The 21015-nt window shown below is 59.9% G+C and carries 21 protein-coding genes; 13 read left to right on the top strand and 8 right to left on the bottom strand.

Features of this window, described 5'->3' with window-relative positions:
• Positions 1-145 precede the first annotated feature (145 nt).
• The 8 genes from ACLH1U_RS07325 (at position 146) to ACLH1U_RS07360 (ending at position 10207) form a co-directional block, all read left to right on the top strand.
• Positions 146-724, top strand: coding sequence for a YecA family protein (locus ACLH1U_RS07325; protein WP_002916486.1), 579 nt, complete (start codon positions 146-148; stop codon positions 722-724).
• Between the two features lie 23 nt (positions 725-747).
• Positions 748-2064, top strand: a complete 1317-nt coding sequence (gene pepP / locus ACLH1U_RS07330; RefSeq protein ID WP_004205299.1) for a Xaa-Pro aminopeptidase — start codon at positions 748-750, stop codon at positions 2062-2064.
• Positions 2061-3239, top strand: a complete 1179-nt coding sequence (ubiH, locus tag ACLH1U_RS07335; RefSeq protein ID WP_110211603.1) for a 2-octaprenyl-6-methoxyphenyl hydroxylase — start codon at positions 2061-2063, stop codon at positions 3237-3239. The genes pepP and ubiH overlap by 4 nt, the downstream gene beginning before the upstream one ends.
• A 10-nt stretch (positions 3240-3249) precedes the next feature.
• The gene (ubiI, locus tag ACLH1U_RS07340; protein ID WP_032454040.1) at positions 3250-4452 is read left to right on the top strand and encodes an FAD-dependent 2-octaprenylphenol hydroxylase; all 1203 of its coding nucleotides are present in this window, start codon (positions 3250-3252) and stop codon (positions 4450-4452) included.
• 422 nt (positions 4453-4874) lie between these two features.
• On the top strand, positions 4875-5969 hold the full coding sequence (gene gcvT, locus ACLH1U_RS07345; RefSeq protein WP_169319587.1) for a glycine cleavage system aminomethyltransferase GcvT: 1095 nt from the start codon (positions 4875-4877) through the stop codon (positions 5967-5969).
• 24 nt (positions 5970-5993) lie between these two features.
• Positions 5994-6383: a glycine cleavage system protein GcvH gene (gcvH, locus tag ACLH1U_RS07350; protein ID WP_023290979.1), complete on the top strand. Its 390-nt coding sequence runs from the start codon at positions 5994-5996 to the stop codon at positions 6381-6383.
• 145 nt (positions 6384-6528) lie between these two features.
• Positions 6529-9402: an aminomethyl-transferring glycine dehydrogenase gene (gcvP, locus tag ACLH1U_RS07355; protein ID WP_023290978.1), complete on the top strand. Its 2874-nt coding sequence runs from the start codon at positions 6529-6531 to the stop codon at positions 9400-9402.
• A 61-nt stretch (positions 9403-9463) separates the two neighbouring features.
• The gene (locus ACLH1U_RS07360) at positions 9464-10207 is read left to right on the top strand and encodes an SDR family oxidoreductase (protein ID WP_023290977.1); all 744 of its coding nucleotides are present in this window, start codon (positions 9464-9466) and stop codon (positions 10205-10207) included.
• Positions 10208-10323: 116 nt separating this feature from the next.
• Here the strand turns inward: ACLH1U_RS07360 and ACLH1U_RS07365 are convergent, their stop codons facing one another.
• The 6 genes from ACLH1U_RS07365 to ACLH1U_RS07390 form a co-directional block, all read right to left on the bottom strand.
• A complete protein-coding gene (locus ACLH1U_RS07365; RefSeq protein ID WP_032454037.1) occupies positions 10324-10827 on the bottom strand; it encodes a protein disulfide oxidoreductase in 504 nt (167 codons plus the stop codon).
• Entirely contained in the window at positions 10817-11428 is a 612-nt protein-coding gene (locus ACLH1U_RS07370; protein ID WP_023290975.1) for a DsbA family protein, read from the bottom strand. Before ACLH1U_RS07370 ends, ACLH1U_RS07365 begins: the two co-directional genes overlap by 11 nt.
• A gap of 1 nt (position 11429) precedes the next feature.
• A complete protein-coding gene (locus tag ACLH1U_RS07375) occupies positions 11430-13439 on the bottom strand; it encodes a protein-disulfide reductase DsbD family protein (RefSeq protein WP_411299158.1) in 2010 nt (669 codons plus the stop codon).
• 49 nt (positions 13440-13488) lie between these two features.
• Entirely contained in the window at positions 13489-13848 is a 360-nt protein-coding gene (locus ACLH1U_RS07380) for a hypothetical protein (protein WP_023290973.1), read from the bottom strand.
• 124 nt (positions 13849-13972) lie between these two features.
• Complete coding sequence (locus ACLH1U_RS07385) at positions 13973-15406, bottom strand: 6-phospho-beta-glucosidase (RefSeq protein ID WP_411299159.1); 1434 nt, start codon at positions 15404-15406, stop codon at positions 13973-13975.
• A gap of 118 nt (positions 15407-15524) precedes the next feature.
• Positions 15525-16253 (bottom strand): MurR/RpiR family transcriptional regulator, encoded by a 729-nt coding sequence (locus tag ACLH1U_RS07390; protein ID WP_032454033.1) that lies wholly within the window; start codon positions 16251-16253, stop codon positions 15525-15527.
• Positions 16254-16303: 50 nt separating this feature from the next.
• Here ACLH1U_RS07390 and yqfB point away from each other — a divergent pair, with 50 nt between their 5' ends.
• Positions 16304-16615, top strand: coding sequence for a N(4)-acetylcytidine aminohydrolase (gene yqfB / locus ACLH1U_RS07395; protein WP_411299160.1), 312 nt, complete (start codon positions 16304-16306; stop codon positions 16613-16615).
• A 163-nt stretch (positions 16616-16778) separates the two neighbouring features.
• Positions 16779-17438 carry a PAQR family membrane homeostasis protein TrhA gene (gene trhA / locus ACLH1U_RS07400; protein ID WP_008806429.1) on the top strand — a complete coding sequence of 220 codons (660 nt, stop codon included), beginning with the start codon at positions 16779-16781 and terminating at the stop codon, positions 17436-17438.
• Between the two features lie 155 nt (positions 17439-17593).
• Here the strand turns inward: trhA and ygfZ are convergent, their stop codons facing one another.
• Positions 17594-18577: a tRNA-modifying protein YgfZ gene (ygfZ, locus tag ACLH1U_RS07405; RefSeq protein WP_023290969.1), complete on the bottom strand. Its 984-nt coding sequence runs from the start codon at positions 18575-18577 to the stop codon at positions 17594-17596.
• Between the two features lie 245 nt (positions 18578-18822).
• Between ygfZ and sdhE the strand changes: the two genes are divergently transcribed.
• Positions 18823-19089: an FAD assembly factor SdhE gene (sdhE, locus tag ACLH1U_RS07410; protein ID WP_002916312.1), complete on the top strand. Its 267-nt coding sequence runs from the start codon at positions 18823-18825 to the stop codon at positions 19087-19089.
• The gene (locus ACLH1U_RS07415) at positions 19070-19480 is read left to right on the top strand and encodes a protein YgfX (RefSeq protein WP_023290968.1); all 411 of its coding nucleotides are present in this window, start codon (positions 19070-19072) and stop codon (positions 19478-19480) included. The genes sdhE and ACLH1U_RS07415 overlap by 20 nt, the downstream gene beginning before the upstream one ends.
• A gap of 6 nt (positions 19481-19486) precedes the next feature.
• Here the strand turns inward: ACLH1U_RS07415 and fldB are convergent, their stop codons facing one another.
• Positions 19487-20008 (bottom strand): flavodoxin FldB, encoded by a 522-nt coding sequence (gene fldB, locus ACLH1U_RS07420; protein ID WP_004205324.1) that lies wholly within the window; start codon positions 20006-20008, stop codon positions 19487-19489.
• A gap of 100 nt (positions 20009-20108) precedes the next feature.
• Here fldB and xerD point away from each other — a divergent pair, with 100 nt between their 5' ends.
• Positions 20109-21005: a site-specific tyrosine recombinase XerD gene (xerD, locus tag ACLH1U_RS07425; protein ID WP_004144729.1), complete on the top strand. Its 897-nt coding sequence runs from the start codon at positions 20109-20111 to the stop codon at positions 21003-21005.
• Positions 21006-21015 lie beyond the last annotated feature (10 nt).

A 21015-nucleotide genomic window follows, 5' to 3' on the forward strand; every position in this document is an offset into this window, starting at 1 on the left:
TGCGCTGCCTTCACACCCTGACCCGGGTCTGCGAAGGGGCGACACTATAGCTACCCTGGTGCGAAGATACAAGCCCTATTCTGGTTCACCAGGGTCCAAAGTGGTAGCATACCATGAATATTCCTCCCAACGATGACGAATGCGCATGTCTATACAGAACGAAATGCCTGGTTACAACGATGTAGACCAGTTACTGAACCAACAAGGGGTAGGGCTTACCCCGGCCGAGATGCACGGTTTGATCAGCGGATTATTGTGCGGCGGCAACACGGACAGCAGCTGGCAGCCGCTGGTGCACGACCTGACCAACGAAGGTCTCGCCTTCGGCCATGAGCTGGCCCAGGCGCTGCGTAACATGCATTCCGCCATCAGCGACTCACTGGATGACGATGGCTTCCTCTTTCAACTGTATCTGCCGGAAGGCGATGCGGTGAGCGTCTTTGACCGCGCCGACGCCCTCGCCGGCTGGGTCAACCACTTCCTTCTCGGCCTTGGCGTTAGCCAGCCGAAGCTGGATAAAGTGAAAGACGAAACCGGGGAAGCGATTGACGATCTGCGTAATATTGCCCAACTGGGCTACGATGAAGACGAAGATCAGGAAGAGCTGGAGATGTCTCTGGAGGAGATTATCGAGTATGTCCGCGTTGCCGCACTGCTGTGCCACGACACCTTTGCGCGTCAGCAGCCAACCGCACCGGAAGTCCGCAAACCGACATTACACTAACTAAAATTCGTTCAGGGGGCGTCATGACTCAGCAGGAATTTCTCTCGCGTCGCCAGGCGCTGTTGGCGCAGATGCAGCCAGGCAGCGCGGCGCTGATTTTCGCCGCACCGGAAGCGGTGCGCAGTGCAGATTCGGAATATCCCTACCGGCAGAACAGCGATTTCTGGTACTTCACCGGCTTCAACGAACCGGAAGCGCTGCTGGTGTTGATTAAAAGCGATGAAACCCACAACCATAGCGTGCTGTTCAACCGGGTTCGCGATCTGACCGCTGAGATCTGGTTCGGTCGCCGTCTGGGCCAGGAGGCCGCGCCGGCGAAGCTGGGCGTTGACCGGGCGCTGGCGTTCAGCGAAATCAACCAGCAGCTGTATCAGCTGCTCAACGGTCTGGACGCTATCTATTTTGCCCAGGGCGAATATGCCTATGCCGATGAGATTGTGTTCAACGCCCTCGAAAAACTCCGCAAAGGCTCGCGGCAGAACCTGCAGGCGCCGAACTCGGTGATCGACTGGCGGCCCATTGTGCATGAGATGCGCCTGTTCAAATCCGCGGAAGAGCTGGCCGTGATGCGCCGCGCCGGGGAGATCAGCGCCCTGGCCCATACCCGGGCGATGGAAAAATGCCGCCCTGGCATGTTCGAGTATCAGCTGGAGGGCGAAATTCTCCATGAATTCAATCGCCACGGCGCGCGCTTCCCCTCCTATAACACCATCGTTGGCGGCGGCGAAAACGGCTGCATTCTGCACTACACCGAAAACGAATCTGAACTGCGCGACGGCGATTTAGTGCTGATTGACGCCGGCTGCGAGTATCGCGGCTATGCCGGCGACATTACCCGCACCTTCCCGGTGAACGGCAAATTCAGCCAGCCGCAGCGCGAAATCTACGATATCGTGCTGGAATCGCTGGAGACCGCGCTGGAACTCTATCGCCCGGGCACCTCAATCTGCCAGGTGAACCAGGAAGTGGTGCGCATTATGATCACCGGCCTGGTGCGGCTGGGGATCCTCAAAGGCGAGGTTGACGAGCTGATCGCCAACAATGCCCACCGCCCGTACTTTATGCACGGTCTGAGCCACTGGCTGGGGCTGGATGTACACGATGTCGGTCACTACGACACCGACCGTTCTCGCGTCCTGGAGCCGGGGATGGTGCTGACCGTCGAACCGGGGCTGTATATCGCCGCCGACGCCGACGTGCCGGCGCAGTACCGCGGCATCGGCATCCGTATTGAAGATGACATCGTCATTACCGAAGACGGCAACGAAAATCTCACCGCCGGCGTGGTGAAGAAGGCGGATGAGATCGAAGCGCTGATGGCGGCGGCGCGCCAGTCATGAGCGTGCTGATCGTCGGCGGCGGGATGACCGGGGCGACGCTCGCCCTGGCCATCTCCCGTTTGACCGGCGGCGCGCTGCCGGTCCATCTGATTGAGGCGCAGGATCCCCAGTCGGCTCGCCATCCCGGCTTCGACGACCGGGCGATCGCCCTGGCCGCCGGCACCTGCCAGCAGCTGGCGCGCATCGGTGTCTGGCAACGTCTCGCCGAGCGGGCGACGGCTATCCAGCGGGTACACGTCAGCGACCGCGGCCATGCCGGTTTTGTGAATCTGGCGGCGGCGGATTATCGCCTGCCGGCGCTGGGTCAGGTGGTTGAACTCCACGATGTCGGCCAGCGACTGTTTAGCCTGCTGCGCGAGGCGCCGGGCGTGACGCTGCATTGCCCGGCGAAGGTGGCAGCGGTCAGCCGTAGTCAGGAGAGCGTCAGCCTTACCCTTGACGGGGGCGAAACGATCAGCGGCAAGCTGCTGGTGGCGGCGGACGGTTCGCGTTCGTCGCTGGGCGCCCGCTGCGGCATCAGCTGGCAACAGCAGTCCTATGAGCAACTGGCGATTATCGCCAACGTAAGCACCGCGCTGCCCCACGAAGGCCGCGCTTTCGAACGTTTTACCGAGCATGGCCCGCTGGCGATGCTGCCGATGTCGCAAGGGCGCTGCTCGCTGGTGTGGTGTCATCCGCAGTCGCGCCGCGACGAGGTGCTGAGCTGGTCTGACGAACGCTTTTGTCAGGAGCTGCAGCAGGCGTTCGGCTGGCGTTTGGGGCGCATTACCCACGCCGGGAAGCGCAGCGTCTATCCGTTGGCCCTCACCACCGCCAGCCGCGCGGTGTCGCACCGCCTGGCGCTGGTCGGTAACGCGGCGCAGACGCTGCACCCGATTGCCGGGCAGGGCTTTAATCTCGGCCTGCGCGATGTGATGAGTCTGGCGGAGCTGCTCGCTGACGCCCATCTCAGCGGCGAAGATGTCGGCCATTATCCGCTGCTGTGTCGCTATCAGGCGCGCAGAACAGGGGATAAAGCCGCCACTATCGGCGTGACCGATGGGCTGGTGCATCTGTTTGCCAACCGTTGGGCGCCGCTGGTGGCGGGGCGCAATGTCGGTCTGATGGCCATGGAATTATTTACCCCGGCGCGCGATGCGCTGGCGCAGCGTACCCTCGGTTGGGTTCCCCGTTAAGGAGTAGAACGTGCAAAGTGTTGATGTTGCCATTGTTGGCGGTGGAATGGTGGGGCTGGCGGTAGCCTGCGGTTTACAGGGCAGCGGCCTGCGCGTCGCGGTGCTGGAGAAAGCGGAGCCACAGCCGCTGGCTGCCGATGCGCCGCCGGCGCTGCGCGTGTCGGCAATAAACGCCGCCAGCGAAAAGCTGCTGACGAAGCTGGACGTCTGGCGCGAGATCGTTGCCCGACGCGCCAGCTGCTATCACGGAATGGAGGTGTGGGACAAAGACAGCTTCGGCCGCATTAGCTTTGATGACCAGAGCATGGGCTTTAGCCATCTGGGCCATATTATTGAAAACGCCGTGGTGCATTATGCGCTGTGGCAGAAGGCGCAGCGCTGCGCCGACGTCACCCTGCTGGCGCCTGCGCAACTGCAGCAGGTGGCGTGGGGCGAAAATGAGGCCTTTCTCAGCCTGCAGGACGGCAGCATGCTCACCGCGCGTCTGGTGATCGGCGCAGATGGGGCGAATTCGTGGCTGCGCAATAAAGCCGATATTCCGCTGACCTTCTGGGATTACCATCATCACGCGCTGGTGGCGACTATCCGTACCGCTGAGCCGCATCAGGCGGTGGCGCGCCAGGTATTTCATGGCGACGGGATCCTCGCCTTCCTGCCGCTCTGCGATCCGCACCTGTGCTCGATCGTCTGGTCGCTGTCGCCGGCGGAGGCGCAGCGGATGCAGGAGGCTGATGAAGCCACCTTTAACCAGGCGTTGAATATCGCCTTCGATAATGGCCTTGGCCTCTGCCAGCTGGAAAGCGCACGTGAAGTCTTCCCGCTGACCGGCCGCTATGCCCGCCAGTTCGCCGCCCACCGCCTGGCGCTGGTCGGCGATGCCGCGCATACCATCCACCCGCTGGCCGGGCAGGGCGTCAACCTCGGCTTTATGGATGCGGCCGAGCTTATCGACGAACTGAAGCGTCTGCACGCCCAGGGCAAAGATATCGGCCAGCATCTTTATCTGCGCCGCTACGAGCGCAGCCGCAAGCACAGCGCCGCGCTGATGCTGGCGGGTATGCAGGGCTTCCGCGACATGTTTTCCGGTAGCCATCCGGCGAAGAAGTTCCTCCGCGACATGGGGCTGAAACTGGCCGATACGCTGCCGGGCGTGAAACCGCAGCTGATTCGCCAGGCGATGGGCCTCAACGATCTGCCTGCCTGGTTACGTTAACCGCGTCACACTTCTTTCACCCGGCCTGCGCGCCGGGTTTTCCCCCTCATTTGAAATATTCTAATTTCACCTCTTTTTTCGCATTAGTTTTATTAATGCGCCCTTTTTTTTGTTAAAGAAATTAGGGCTATAAAATCGCATAAAACACCATCATTACCTAATTTTAGCCGCGGTATTGTTAATTTTATGTGGCGTAAATCGCTTTTTTCCAGTCAATAACTCTGTAGGCTTTTCGGCGGATTTTAGTCATAAGCTAATGTGATGCCCTGAATGAGCTTATGGTTTAGCGCCGGGTTCGGTGGTAAGTTCAGGCAAAAGAGAACGTTTGCGTCGGTGTCCGTCAGCGATGCCGACGCCCCATTTCGTGGCGAAAAATCGCCGACAATCTCGTGGCTGGTTCCGTTTTATTCGATGAGGAAAAGATGGCTCAACAGACTCCGTTGTATGAACAACACACGCTGTGCGGCGCGCGCATGGTGGATTTCCATGGCTGGATGATGCCGCTGCATTACGGATCCCAGATTGATGAGCACCATGCGGTGCGCGGCGACGCAGGCATGTTCGATGTGTCGCATATGACCATCGTTGATTTCCACGGCAGCCGGACCAGAGAGTTCTTGCGCTATTTGCTGGCCAACGACGTGGCGAAGCTCACCACCCCGGGCAAAGCGCTCTACACCGGCATGCTGACCGCCTCCGCCGGCGTCATCGACGACCTGATTGTCTATTTCCTCTCTGAAGATTATTTCCGCCTTGTTGTTAACTCCGCCACCCGCGAAAAAGACCTCGCCTGGATTTCCGAACAAGCTGAACCTTACGGCCTTGAAATCATCGTTCGCGACGATCTGTCGCTGATCGCGGTTCAGGGTCCGCAGGCGAAAGCGAAGGCGGCGACGCTGTTCACCGACGCGCAGCGTCAGGCCGTGGAAGGTATGAAGCCGTTCTTCGGCGTGCAGGCCGGCGAGCTGTTTATCGCCACCACCGGCTATACCGGCGAAGCGGGTTATGAAATCGCCATGCCGAACGAGCAGGCGGCGGATTTCTGGCTCGGTCTGCTGGACGCTGGCGTTAAGCCGTGCGGTCTCGGCGCGCGCGATACCCTGCGCCTGGAGGCCGGGATGAACCTGTATGGCCAGGAGATGGACGAAGGCGTCTCTCCGCTGGCGGCGAATATGGGCTGGACTATTGCCTGGGAACCGGCGGATCGTAATTTTATCGGTCGCGAAGCGCTGGAGATGCAGCGTGAAAAGGGCACCGAACAGCTGGTTGGCCTGGTGATGACCGAGAAAGGCGTCCTGCGCGGCGGCCTGCCGGTACGTTTTACCGATAGCGACGGTAATCAAAAAGAAGGCATTATCACCAGCGGCACCTTCTCGCCGACCCTGGGCTACAGTATCGCGCTGGCTCGCGTGCCGGCCGGGATAGGCGACACCGCGGTGGTGCAAATTCGTAACCGTGAAATGCCGGTAAAAGTGACTAAACCTGGTTTTGTACGCAATGGCAAAGCCATTGTGTGATTTCCCTTTTTTGGAGATGAATTGATGAGCAACGTACCAGCAGAACTGAAATACAGCAAAGAACACGAGTGGCTGCGTAAAGAAGCGGACGGCACCTATACCGTCGGGATCACCGAGCATGCGCAGGAGCTGCTGGGCGATATGGTATTCGTTGATCTGCCGGAAGTGGGCGCCACCGTTGAAGCGGGCGCCGATTGCGCGGTTGCCGAATCCGTGAAGGCGGCTTCCGATATTTATGCCCCGATCAGCGGTGAAATCGTTGCCGTTAACGAAGAGCTGAACGACTCGCCGGAACTGGTCAACAGCGACCCGTACACCGACGGCTGGATCTTCAAAATCAAAGCCAGCGATGAAGCGCAGGTTGCCGCGCTGCTGGATGCGACCGCCTATGAAGCTCTGTTAGAAGACGAATAAATACGTTTCATCCTTCACGCTGCAGGGGCGTTGGCTTCCTGCCGCGCGAATGATTTTGCGTATTCCGGCCCGGTAAGCATCAGCGTTTGCCGGGCAAACCAGTCAGACAATCACGATTCACCGCACGTTTCAGGAACCATCGCTCATGACTCAGACTTTAAGTCAGCTTGAAAACCGCGACGCCTTTATCGAACGTCACATTGGCCCGGACGCTCAGCAGCAGCAAGAGATGCTGAAGACCGTCGGCGCGGATTCGCTTAACGCCCTGATCGGCCAGATTGTGCCGCAGGATATCCAGCTGGCGACCCCACCGCAGGTGGGCGACGCGACAACCGAATTCGCCGCGCTGGCAGAGCTGAAGGCGATCGCCGGTCGCAACAAGCGCTTCAAGTCTTACATCGGCATGGGCTACACCGCCGTGCAGCTGCCGCCGGTTATTCAGCGCAACATGCTGGAAAATCCGGGCTGGTATACCGCCTATACCCCTTACCAGCCGGAAGTCTCCCAGGGCCGTCTGGAATCGCTGCTCAACTTCCAGCAGGTTACGCTGGATCTCACCGGGCTGGATATCGCTTCCGCTTCGCTGCTCGATGAAGCGACCGCCGCCGCCGAAGCGATGGCAATGGCCAAACGCGTCAGCAAACTGAAAAACGCCAACCGTTTCTTCGTCGCCGCCGATGTCCATCCGCAAACCCTGGACGTGGTGCGCACTCGTGCGGAAACCTTCGGTTTCGACGTGATCGTCGATGACGCCGACAAAGTGCTCGATCACCAGGATGTCTTCGGCGTGCTGCTGCAGCAGGTGGGCACCACCGGCGAAATCCACGATTACAGCAAACTGATCGCCGAGCTGAAAGCGCGCAAAGTGATTGTCAGCGTCGCTGCCGACTTTATGGCGCTGGTGCTGCTGACGGCGCCGGGCAAGCAGGGCGCGGATATCGTCTTCGGCTCCGCCCAACGCTTCGGCGTGCCGATGGGCTATGGCGGCCCGCACGCGGCCTTCTTCGCGGCGAAAGATGAATTCAAACGTTCCATGCCGGGCCGGATTATCGGCGTATCGAAAGATGCGGCGGGGAATACCGCGCTGCGCATGGCGATGCAGACTCGCGAACAGCATATCCGCCGCGAGAAAGCGAACTCCAATATTTGTACCTCGCAGGTGCTGCTGGCCAACATCGCCAGCCTGTACGCGGTATTCCACGGCCCGGCGGGTCTGAAACGTATCGCAGGCCGCATTCATCGTCTGACCGACATTCTGGCCGATGGCCTGCAGAAGAAAGGGCTGAAGCTGCGTCATGCCCACTACTTTGACACCCTGTGCGTGGAAGTGGCGGATAAAGCCGCGGTGCTGGCGCGTGCCGAAGCCCTGCAGATTAACCTGCGCAGCGATATTCACGGCGCGGTGGGCATTACGCTCGATGAAGCGACCACCCGCGAAGACGTGCTCAACCTGTTCCGCGCCATCGTCGGCGACGATCATGGTCTGGATATCGATACCCTGGATAAAGACGTGGCGCTGGACAGCCGCTCCATCCCGGCGGCGATGCTGCGCGACGATGCGATCCTCACCCATCCGGTGTTCAACCGCTACCATAGCGAGACCGAGATGATGCGCTACATGCACGCCCTGGAGCGTAAAGATCTGGCGCTGAACCAGGCGATGATCCCGCTGGGTTCCTGCACCATGAAGCTGAACGCCGCGGCGGAGATGATCCCCATCACCTGGCCGGAGTTTGCTGAGCTGCACCCGTTCTGCCCGGTAGAGCAGGCGGAAGGGTATCATCAGATGATCGCTCAGCTCTCCGACTGGCTGGTGAAACTGACCGGCTATGACGCCGTCTGCATGCAGCCGAACTCCGGCGCGCAAGGCGAATATGCTGGCCTGCTGGCGATTCGCCACTACCACGAGAGCCGCAACGAAGGCCATCGCGATATCTGCCTGATCCCAAGCTCCGCGCACGGCACCAACCCGGCTTCCGCGCAGATGGCGGGTATGCAGGTGGTGGTGGTCGCGTGCGACAAAAACGGCAACATCGATCTCGCCGACCTGCGTGAAAAAGCAGAGCAGGCGGGGGCGAATCTCTCCTGCATCATGGTCACCTATCCGTCGACCCACGGCGTATATGAAGAGACCATTCGCGAAGTGTGCGAGATCGTGCACCAGTTCGGCGGCCAGGTTTACCTTGACGGCGCCAACATGAACGCCCAGGTCGGGATCACCTCTCCGGGCTTTATCGGCGCTGACGTTTCGCACCTCAACCTGCATAAAACGTTCTGCATTCCGCACGGCGGCGGCGGCCCGGGTATGGGCCCAATCGGCGTGAAAGCGCACCTGGCGCCGTTCGTGCCGGGTCACAGCGTGGTGCAGATTGAAGGGATGCTGACCCGTCAGGGCGCGGTTTCCGCTGCGCCGTTCGGCAGCGCGTCCATCCTGCCGATCAGCTGGATGTATATCCGTATGATGGGCGCGGAAGGGCTGAAGCAGGCGAGCCAGAATGCGATCCTTAACGCCAACTACATCGCTACCCGTCTGAAAGACGCCTACCCGGTGCTCTACACCGGTCGCGATGGTCGCGTGGCGCACGAATGTATTCTCGATATTCGTCCGCTGAAAGAAGAGACCGGCATTAGCGAGCTGGATATCGCCAAGCGCCTGATCGACTTTGGCTTCCATGCGCCGACCATGTCCTTCCCGGTTGCCGGTACGCTGATGGTTGAGCCGACGGAATCGGAAAGCAAGGTGGAGCTGGACCGCTTTATCGACGCGATGCTGGCGATCCGCGCGGAAATCGACCGCGTCAAAGCCGGTGAATGGCCGCTGGAAGACAACCCGCTGGTGAACGCGCCGCATACCCAAGGTGAGATCGTTGGGGAATGGAACCATCCGTACAGCCGCGAGCTGGCGGTATTCCCGGCGGGTCTGCACAACAAATACTGGCCGACGGTGAAACGCCTGGACGACGTGTACGGCGACCGTAATCTGTTCTGCTCCTGCGTGCCGATGAGCGAATATCAGTAACATGCGGAATTAGCTATACTTTTAAAGGCGCTGCGGCGCCTTTACTTTTTGGGAGAGAAGCATGGGGATAGCACTGATTAGCGGCGCGAGCCGCGGAATAGGCCGGGCGACGGCGCTGCTGCTGGCGCAGGAAGGGTATACTGTCGCGGTCAATTATCATCACAATATTAACGCTGCCACCGAGGTGGTGAATACCATTGTTGCCGCCGGCGGCAAAGCCACGGCGCTGCGGGCGGATATCAGTGATGAAGCGCAGGTGATGGCGATGTTTGAGGCGATTGACCGCATGGGCGAGCCGCTGACGGCGCTGGTCAACAACGCCGGGATCCTCTTTACCCAGTGTACGGTGGAGAGCCTGAGCGCCGAGCGCATTAACCGCGTGCTGGCGACCAACGTGACCGGCTATTTCCTCTGCTGCCGCGAGGCGGTCAAGCGCATGGCGCATCAGCATGGCGGCAAGGGCGGGGCGATAGTTAACGTGTCGTCGGCGGCGTCGCGCCTTGGTTCGCCGGGAGAATATGTAGATTACGCCGCGTCGAAAGGGGCGGTGGATACCCTGACCACCGGGCTGGCGCTGGAGGTGGCGGCGCAGGGGATCCGGGTAAATGGCGTGCGCCCTGGGCTGATTTATACCGAGATGCACGCCTCCGGCGGCGAACCGGGGCGCGTGGATCGGGTGAAGCATTCGCTGCCGATGCGGCGCGGCGGTCAGCCGGAAGAGGTCGCTCAGGCCATTGCCTGGCTGCTGAGCGACAAAGCGTCCTATGTGACGGGCAGTTTCCTCGAACTGGCGGGCGGGAAATAACCCGCTGATGTCAATTGCCCGGCGGCGCTGCGTTTGCCGGGCAGGGGGGTAAGGCGAACGGTAGGCCGGGTAAGGCGTAGCCGTGACCCGGCATAAAGCCCGGTAAAGTGGCTGGCCTACCAGGAGGCCAGCCACAGCCGTAGACGCATTCCCCAGCCGCTGGTCCAGCCGGTGGTGACCGACTTCACCTCGCCTCGATAAATCACCACCAGCGTTGGCGTCACCCGAATGTCCCACTGCCGCGCCAGCTGGCCGCTCGGGTCATTCACCGTCGGCAGCGCCAGTTTCTTTCTGGCAAGCCACGTCTCCAGCGCGGCGTTATCGCCGGATCGCAGGGCCACGGTCAGCACATTGCCGCCATCGGCGGCAAGCGATGCCACCGACGGCGTGGTGTAGCGACAGACCCCGCACCAGGTGGCCCAGACGTACAGCAGCAGCGGCTTTTGCTGGCTCATGGCGTTCAGATCCACCGCCCTGCCGTCGAGGGTGTGCAGCGATGTGGCGCTGACGTTTTGCGGCAGCGCGGGCTGGCGAAAATAATCCACCGCCAGGCCCACCGCCGCGCCAATCAGCAGCCACACCGCCAGCTCACGCAGCCAGCGCCTGAGCTTACTGGCCACGGGCTTTCGCCAGCTGCTCTTTCACCAGCCCCTCCAGTTCGTCAGCAGGGATCGCCCCGGCGACCATCTGATCGCCGATGATGGTCGCCGGCGTGCCCTGAATATTCAGCACCTGCGACAAAATCAGGTTCATCTTCAGCGAATCCATGGTCTTGTCATCAAGACTGACGCTGTCGGTGGCGGTTTTCTTCTGCGCCGCGGCGATGCTGGCGTCATCGTGATAGCCTTTTTTCGCCATCAGCCGCTGATGCAGCGCCCAGAACTTATCGGGCTGCTGGCGCCAGGTAGAGAGCGCCGCTTTGGCGGCATTGACCGAACTTTGCCCCTTGAACGGCAGCAGCTTCACGATCAGCTGGATGTCCGGGTTATCGTGGACGATTTTTTCCAGCATCGGATCAAACTGTTTACAGTAAGGACAGTTGTAATCGGTAAACGAGACGATCGTCAGCTTCGGCGCTTTGGCGCCGGTGCGCGGGCTGTTCGGATCGTTAAACAGCAGCTGCGCCAGCTGGTCATTACCGTTTGCTGGTGGTTCTTCCGCCGGGGCGGCGAAGCTGAAGGCGGATACGCACAGCAGCAATAAGGCGGTGATAGCTCTCATGTTAGTTTCCTTTGGCGGCGGACAGGGTGGCGAGGAGGTGGTCGCGATCTAACAGCGCAGGCAGGATCTCTCCCTGCGGCAATCCCGGTCCGTAAATCTGGTTAAACGGCACCGCGGCGCTGCCGCGGTCGGTTAAAAACTGACTAATCGTGGCGGAGGGGCGGCTCCAGTCGCCGCGCAGGGCGACCACGTCCGGCGCTAACAGCGCCTGCTGGACGTCATCGCGCAGCAGCACGTTGTATTTATTGGCTTTACAGGTCACGCACCAGTCGGCGGTGACATCAATAAACACCCGCTTATGTTCCGCCAGGGCGCTGGCGATAGCCTGCTCGCTGAGCGGCTGCCAGTTAACCCGGTCGCGGCGCGGGCCCTCGCCGTCAGGCCGGGAGACAAAGGCGACGGCGCCGGCCACCACGATGGCCAGAGCCCCTGCGCGCAGCGCGGTCCGCCAGCGGTAGCGCCAGGCGGTGGCCAGCAGCAGGGCTACGGTCAGTATCACCAGCAGGGTAAGCACCGGGGTACGGCCGATGTGGATCGTCAGCAGGCTGACCAGCCATAGCGCCGAGCCAAGCATCATCACCCCCAGCGCCACCCGCAGATGATTCATCCAGCGGCCTGGGCGCGGAAGGCGTTGCGCCAGCCCCGGCCAGGCGACGATCAGCAGCCACGGCAGGCTCATGCCGACCCCCATGGCGAAGAAAATCCCCCACAGCAGCGGCAGCGGCGCCACCAGCGCCACCGACACGGCGGTGCCGAGGAACGGCGCGGTGCAGGGCGTCGCCAGCAGAGTGGCGAAGGCGCCCTGCCAGAAATGGCCCATTAAGCCGTTGCCGCCTCGGGTGGCGAGGAAGGTGCTGGCGGCGGAGGAGAGGCGGATTTCGAACAGCCCCAGCAGACTGGCGCTGAACAGGACCATCACCAGCGCCATGGCGCCGATAAACCACGGGTTCTGGAACTGGATCCCCCAGCCGAGCGCCTGATTACCCAGGCGTAGCGCGGTCATCATCAGCGCCAGCGCCAGGAACGAGACGACGATCCCGCACGCCGAGGCGAGGAACTGTCGGCGCACCGCGCCGCGTTCGCGATGTTCGGTTTGCACCAGCGAGCCGAGCTTCATCGCCAGCACCGGCAGGACGCAGGGCATTACATTGAGGATAAGCCCCCCGGCCAGCGCCATCAGCAGCACCCAGCCTAACGCCGCTCCCGGCGCGGCGCTGCCTGCGCTGATAGCGAGCTGGCTTTCCTGCGCCTGGCCGCTATCCGCCAGCACCAGCGACAACGTTTTACCGCGTAGATCCGGCGCCGCTTCGCCCCAGCTATCGGTGATCGGCACGCTGGCGGTCAGCGTATCGCCGCGGGTGGTAAAGCTCGGCTTGCCGAAATCGACATCCTCCATGCCGTCGATAAACAGCGCTGGCTGCTGCCAGCCGGCATCACGGCGGGCGGTCACCGTCAGTTTGCCGCTGACGTAGCTGGCGCTCAGCTGCGAAGTCAGGCCATCGCGCAGCGGCAGCGTGCCCATCGCACGGGTGTAATCGTAGGCAAAACCCTCCCCTGGCGGGGCCGTCATATCCAGCGAAAAGGGATAATCAGTGAGAATGCAGACATTGCTGCAGGTGGATAATGTCAGTACGCCGCTGAGCGTCGGCGGTATCTTCCCGCGCAGGGTCATCGGGAAGCTGACGTCGCCGTGATACCCCTGAGTGGAAATGCCCGCAACGTCGAAACGCTGCGGCGTCGGCCAGCGCCAGTCAACCGCCAGCGGCGTGCCCCAGGCGATAGCCGGCGCGATGCCGCCTTCCCCTGGCGAGCGCCAGTAGGTTTTCCAGCCTTTTTCCAGCGCCACGTCTAAAAGCAGGCGGGTATCGCCATTGCTCTCGGTTTGCGCCCGCAGGCGCACGCTGGCGTGTTGATTATCGGCGGCGCGTAGCCAGCCGCTGTCGGCGGCCTGGCTGACGGGCAGCCATAGCCAAAGCAGGCAGACCAGTAGTCGCCTGAATAACATAGACATAAATTTGCTCCATAAATGATGAATTAACCTGAACTGTCAGGAAAATCACTCACTCACGGAAGACGCATAATCGCAGATGCACCCGCAATCGGGGCGGGGAGATAACGCGGGGAGGCCACTGGCGTTCGATACGCGGCGGGATCGCCGCCAGCACCGCCAGCAGCAGGGTGATAGCCAACAGCGCCCCTTCGAACAGCATCGGCGGGACGGCCATCAGCGACTTGGCGCTGAGCTCGCACGGCGTGACCGGCGCGTCGGCCTTATCCTGGGTTTGCTGTAGCGACGGGCTGTCGGCAGCGAGGTTCATGACCAGCGCGTGCATCCCGGCCATTCGCTGGGCGGTGCAGACCAGCACCACCAGACAGGCCAGGAGGACAAAAAGAATGGCTTTGCGTTGTCGCTTAATCATGAGCGCCTCAAATATTCACGAGGCCTATCTTATCGGGCGAACGCGTTTTGGCAATGGTAAAGCTGTAAAGAAGTGTCTGGCGGATAAGCGATTTGCCCTCCCCCGGCCGGGAGAGGGCAGTCAATTACAGATTCTCACCGTTGCTGGCGATGACCTCTTTGTACCAGTTGAAGCTCTTCTTGCGCGAGCGGGACATATCGCCGGTGCCGTCGTCGTGTTTGTTGACGTAGATGAAGCCGTAGCGTTTGCTGTACTGGCCGGTGGTGAAGGAGACGCAGTCGATGCAGCCCCACGGGGTATAGCCCATCAGATCGACGCCGTCGTAGGTGACGGCTTTCATCATCTCTTCGACGTGGGCGCGCAGGTAGTCAATGCGGTAGTCATCGTTGATGCTGCCGTCGGCTTCGACTTTGTCGTAGGCGCCAAAGCCGTTCTCGACGATAAACAGCGGCTTCTGGTAGCGCTCATACAATTCACACAGGGAATAGCGCAGACCGACCGGGTCAATCTGCCAGCCCCAGTCGGAGGCTTTGACGTGCGGATTCGGCACGCTGCCTTCGAAGCCGGAAATGGCGTCGCCGGTACCGCCTTCGGCTTTCACCGCGTTGGTCATGTAGTAGCTGAAGCCAAGATAAGCGCAGGTGCCTTCGCGCAGGATCTGCGCGTCGCCATCTTCCATCTTGATGTTGAAGCCGCGGCGCTCCCACTCATTCAGCACATAGCTCGGATAGTAACCGCGGAGCTGAACGTCGGTAAAGACGTAGCGCTCGCGCATCGACTCCTGAGCAAACATCACATCTTCCGGTTTGCAGGAGTAAGGGTAGAGGGCGACCATCGCCAGCATGCAGCCGACCTGCATGTCCGGGTTAATACCACGCGCCGCTTTCACCGCCAGCGCGCTGGCGACGAACTGATGGTGCAGCACCTGGTACATGGTCTCTTCCGGGTTGTCATGCTCGGTATAAACTACCCCGGAGCAGCAGTAGCCGAACAGCGGCGCGCGCCAGTTACGCTGGTTATTGATCTCGTTGAAGGTCATCCAGTATTTCACTTTGTGCTTATAGCGCTCGAAGACCACTTCGGCGAAGCGCACAAAGAAATCGACCACTTTACGGTTGGTCCAGCCGCCGTACTGCTGCACCAGGTGCAGGGGCATCTCGAAGTGGGAGAGGGTGATCACCGGCTCGATGTTGTACTTCAGCAGCTCGTCGAACATGTCGTCGTAGAACTTCAGCCCCTCTTCATTCGGCTGGGTCTCGTCGCCCTGCGGGAAGATGCGGGTCCAGGCGATAGAGGTACGGAAGCATTTGAAGCCCATCTCGGCGAACAGTTTGATGTCTTCTTTGTAGCGGCCGTAGAAATCCACCGCTTCGTGGTTGGGGTAATATTTGTCGGCTTCAACCTGGTGGGTGATTTCACGCGGCACGCCGTGCGCCCCGCCGGTCAGCACGTCGCAGATGCTCGGGCCTTTGCCGCCCTGATCCCAGCCGCCTTCAACCTGATGCGCGGCAACCGCGCCGCCCCATAAAAAATCTTTCGGAAGGGTTAATTTTTTCATCCTGGCTAATCTCTCTAATAACTATTGCTCTCGAGTCTAGCAAAGTGAAATTGAATGTCACGATATAACAAATTACGCCAAACGTAATATGTTACATCGAAAAAACAGGCTGTTATTTTTAGCTGATTTTGCGCGCTAATTTACGTCCGAGCGTTTCGAGAATATAGATCACTGGAATTTGCGTCGTAATATCGTAGACACCGCCAATGCGCGTCTGCGGCACGTGCCAGGAGAGATTGAAATCGGCCAGTTTGGCCAGCCGAGAGTGTTCGTGACTGGTAATGGACATCACCTTGCAGCGGTGCAGGCTGAACTGGCTGGCGAAGCGCAGGATCTCTTCCGTCTCGCCGGAGACGGAAAGCACGATTGCCAGCGCGTTACGGGCCATATCGTTAGTCACCGGAAAATAGGGGTCATCAATATGATTACTAAATTTCCCGACGTTGGAGAAGAAGCGGGCGCCATATTTCGCCAGCGCGCCCGAGGTGCCTGCGCCGACGAAAATAATACGTTCGGAGGCGAGAATAATATCGACGGCCTGCTCGAGTAATTCATCGAACTCGTCATTATTAACGCTTTTAAAAAAGCTCATGATTTCGCTGGCGCCGATATTTGCCTGTTGAGGCTCGTTCTGCTCAAGATATAATTTAAAGCGCACGCGAAATTCAGAGTAGCCCTCGCACTGCAGTTTGCGGCAGAAGCGCAACACGGTGGTGGTGGAGACGCCGGCGGCTTCGGCCAGTTCGCGGATGGTCATGTACATCACTTTGTCACGATTCTTAATGACGTAGTGGTAGACCATCATCTCAAGATTATTGAGACTGGCGACAGCGGCGTGGGAGAACATACTCACAGTGGCGAACTCACAATTCATAATGACCAGGACGGAATTATATCATGCAGGCTAATGACATTACCTTTTTTCAGCGCTTTCAGGAGGACATCCTCGCCGGGCGCAAAACGATCACCATTCGCGATGCGGCGGAGTCGCACTTTAAGCCCGGCGATGTGCTGCGCGTCGGGCGCTATGAAGACAACGGCTATTTTTGCACCATCGCCGTGACCGCGACCTCGACGGTGACTCTCGACACGCTGACCGACCAGCATGCTCAACAGGAGAATATGACCCTCGGGCAGCTGCGTCAGGTCATCAGCGACATCTATCCTGGCGAGAACCAGTTTTATGTCATTGAATTCAAAAAACTTTAAGACAATCAGGAACAGCTGTGAGTTGAAATAAAATTGTAACTTTATGATTTTAATGTGTTTACAAATATACATCGTTTTATTTTAGCTAACAGGTGTTCACTGGAATCATTCTCAGTTACCCTAAGTGGGCAATGAAAGCGTTCTTGTTTTCACGGAGTCAAATATGGTGCGCAAACCATTAATCACTCAGGGATATTCTCTGGCAGAGGAAGTTGCCAACAGCATCAGTCACGGGATCGGGCTGGTGTTCGGTATCGTCGGCCTCGTGCTCTTGCTGGTGCAGGCGGTGGACACTAACGCCAGCGCGACGGCGATCACCAGCTACAGTCTGTACGGCGGCAGCATGATTATGCTGTTTCTCGCCTCCACGCTCTATCACGCGATCCCGCATCAGCGGGCGAAACAGTGGCTGAAAAAGTTCGACCACTGCGCCATCTACTTGTTAATCGCCGGGACCTATACGCCGTTTTTGCTGGTAGGGTTGAACTCGCCGCTGGCGAAGGGGTTGATGATCGTCATCTGGAGCCTGGCGCTGCTGGGGATCCTGTTTAAGCTGACCATCGCGCACCGCTTTAAAATCCTGTCGCTGGTGACCTATCTGACCATGGGCTGGCTGTCGCTTATCGTGGTCTATCAGCTGGCGGTAAAGCTGGCGGTGGGCGGCGTGACGCTGCTGGCGGTCGGCGGGGTGGTGTACTCGCTCGGGGTCATCTTCTACGTCTGCAAACGCATTCCCTATAACCACGCTATCTGGCATGGCTTCGTGCTCGGCGGCAGCGTGTGTCACTTCCTGGCGATCTATCTGTACGTCGGCCAGTCCTGATAAACATCCCACGGTGGCGCTGCGCTTACCGTGGCTACGGTTATCTGCGGCCTGGTAATCCCACGGTGGCGCTACGCTTACCGTGGCTACGGTATTTGCAGTCAAGTAGCCCGGCTAAGGCGCGAGCGCCGCAAGCCGGGAGTCATAACGCTTTATTACGCGTCTTCCAGCGAATAGGGCAGCGGTTCGATGCGCAGGCTGCCGGCATCGTCGCGCACGCGGAACACGCTGTCCGGCTCCATATCGTTATTCATCACCACCTGCACCAGCAGCTGGCCATCATCCAGCTGAACCGCCGCAAGCACCGTACCGGTGCGGCGCCAGTTTTCGCCCATCTTCAGCTCCAGATCTTCTCCGGCCTCCGGCACCCGGCTGGCGGTACCTGACAGCGTCCACAGCGCGCGCTTATTGGCGCCGCGGAATTTCGCCCTGGCGACCATTTCCTGGCCGGTATAGCACCCTTTTTTGAAGCTGATACCGCCCAGCGCCTGCAGGTTGGTGGCCTGCGGAATGAACTGCCCGCTGTTGGCGCTGTCGATAACCGGCAGACCGGCTTCAATATTCAGCGCCAGCCACTGCTGGCTGTTGTTGAGCTGCGCTTCGCCGCGCAGCGCGTCGGTGACGCGATTGGCGGTGTCGACATCGGTCACCAGCAGGAAGCGTTCGCCCGGGTGTTCAAACCACAGCAGGCTGGTGGCGCCTTCGCTAATCACCGGCGTCGCGGCGTCGGGCAGGGCGGCGAACAGCGGCGCCAGCGCGGCGCGCGCCTGGAAGCCGGCCACCCCCAGCAGAACCAGATCGTCGTTGGCGGCGATGGTGACTTTGGAGAAGACGGCATATTTTTTCAGCTCGGTCAGCTGCGCGTCGCGCAGGCTGCGGCGCTCAATCCACGCGAAGCCGCCGTCGCGGCGGAATACGCGCAGGTTGCTCCACATCTTGCCTTTGGCGTCACAGTGGGCGGCAAGCAGATGCTGGGCATCGGTGAGACTGCTCACATCGGCGGTAATCTGCCCCTGCAGATATTTTTCGCTGTCCGGTCCGCTAATTGTCGCCAGCGCCCAGTCATCCAGGGTCATCAGCGTTAACGGCAGACGAGCGGAAGAGGAAGGCTGACGCGGAGGAAAAGGTGTAAAAGCCATAGTCATATCCTGAATCGCTTAACGCAGTGTGTGTGACCAATGGTAAAAGAGCTATAGTGCATTGCAAGCGCTTTCAACAGGCCATTTGTGCGCTGACGTTTGGCGACGGCCTGACGCGGGAAAACAATAAGCCCATCATTATTTTATGGTTTTTATGGAAGGATGCTCGCATTCAGCGATATTCCTGTAAAGTTACGGCAGAAAACGGGTTAAACTAACCTATATTTTGCTGCTGGAAGGTCAACATGGACATTAACAATAAAGCACGTATCCACTGGGCATGCCGCCGCGGGATGCGCGAACTCGACATCTCCATCATGCCGTTCTTTGAGTATGAGTACGATACCCTCAGCGACGCTGACAAACAGCTGTTCATTCGCCTGCTGGAAAATGACGATCCGGATCTGTTCAACTGGCTGATGAACCACGGCAAACCGGCCGATGCGGAGCTGCAGCGGATGGTAACCTTAATTCAGACACGGAATCGGGAACGTGGTCCTGTGGCAATCTGATCTCCGTATCTCCTGGCGCGCGCAGTGGTTTTCCCTGCTGCTCCACGGCGTTGTGGCGGCGCTGGTGCTGCTGGTTCCCTGGCCGTTAAGCTACACCCCGATCTGGCTGCTGCTGCTGTCGCTGGTGGTCTTTGACTGTGTGCGCAGCCAGCGACGGATCCATGCCCGTCGCGGGGAGATAAAACTGCTCACCGATTCCCGGCTGCGCTGGCAAAACGCCGAATGGGAGATCCTCGGGACGCCGTGGGTCATCAACAGCGGTATGCTGCTGCGTTTGCGCCATGTCGATACCCGACGCGGTCAGCATCTGTGGCTGGCGGCGGACAGCATGGATCCCGGAGAGTGGCGGGATCTGCGCCGGCTGGTGCTGCAAAAACCGGCGCAGGAGTAAGCGGCGTCAGGAGAAGTGTTCGGCCATTTCGCCGAGGATCTGCTCGCACCAGCTCTGGATGCGCTCGTCGCTCAGGTCGTACTGGTTGGTTTCATCCAGCGCCAGGCCAACGAACAGTTGGCCATCAGCGATCACCGGTTTCGGGCTGGTGAACTCATAGCCTTCGGTTGGCCAGTAGCCGACAAACTTCACGCCTTTGGTCGCCAGCTTGTCATGCAGCATGCCCAGCGCGTCAAGGAACCATTCGCCATAGCCCAGCTGATCGCCCATGCCGTACAGCGCGACGATTTTGCCCTCCAGGTCCAGGGTGTCCAACTGGTCCCAAACCGCTTCCCAGTCTTCCTGAATTTCGCCGAAATCCCAGGTCGGGATGCCGAGGATCAGTACATCGTACTGGCTCATCAGGGCGGGGGAGTCATCTTTCAGATTGTGCAACGTCACCAGCTCAGGGCCGATGATATCGCGGATTTTCTCCGCGGCCATTTCGGTGTAGCAGGTACTGGAGCCGTAAAACAGACCTATATTCATCGCGTAAACATCTCGATTCTTGCTGTGAATGGCGGGCAGTGTACCAGAAAGGCGTCCTCTTAAGGCATAATGAGAGCGTTTAACGAACAAAGAGGCCGATGTGAAACAGGATCTGGCACTAATCGAACAGTTTCTCGATGCCCTTTGGCTGGAGCGCAATCTGGCGGAGAATACGCTCAGCGCCTACCGTCGCGATTTGACGATGCTGGTGGAGTGGCTGCACCATCGCGGCCTGTCGCTGGCAAGCGTCGGCAGCGACGACCTGCAGGCGCTGCTGGCCGAGCGGCAGTCCGGCGGCTATAAAGCCACCAGCACCGCGCGCCTGCTGAGCGCCGTGCGTCGTTTCTTCCAGCATCTGTACCGGGAAAAAATTCGCCCGGACGACCCCAGCGCGCTGCTGGCCTCGCCGAAGCTGCCGCAGCGGCTGCCGAAGGATCTCAGTGAGGCGCAGGTTGAGCGTCTGCTGCAGGCCCCGCTGGTGGAGCAGCCGCTGGAGTTGCGCGACAAAGCGATGCTGGAGGTGCTGTATGCCACCGGCCTGCGCGTCTCGGAGCTGGTGGGGCTGACGATGAGCGACATCAGCCTGCGACAGGGCGTGCTGCGGGTGGTGGGCAAAGGCAACAAAGAGCGGCTGGTGCCGCTGGGGGAAGAGGCGGTACTGTGGGTGGAAAATTACCTCGAGTATGGTCGCCCCTGGCTGCTGAACGGCGTGGCGTCGGATGTCTTATTTCCCAGCCAGCGCGCCCAGCAGATGACGCGTCAGACCTTCTGGCACCGGATTAAACACTATGCCGTGCTGGCGGGGATCGACAGCGAAAAGCTCTCCCCGCACGTGTTGCGCCATGCGTTCGCCACGCATTTGCTCAATCATGGCGCCGACCTGCGCGTGGTGCAGATGCTGTTAGGACACAGCGATCTCTCCACCACGCAGATCTACACCCACGTGGCGACCGAGCGTCTGCGACAACTTCATCAACAGCACCACCCGCGGGCGTGAGTGCTGAACA

Origin of the sequence: Klebsiella sp. 1SOBk5mer (assembly GCF_046603115.1) — a bacterium.
Lineage (GTDB): Bacteria > Pseudomonadota > Gammaproteobacteria > Enterobacterales > Enterobacteriaceae > Klebsiella > Klebsiella quasipneumoniae.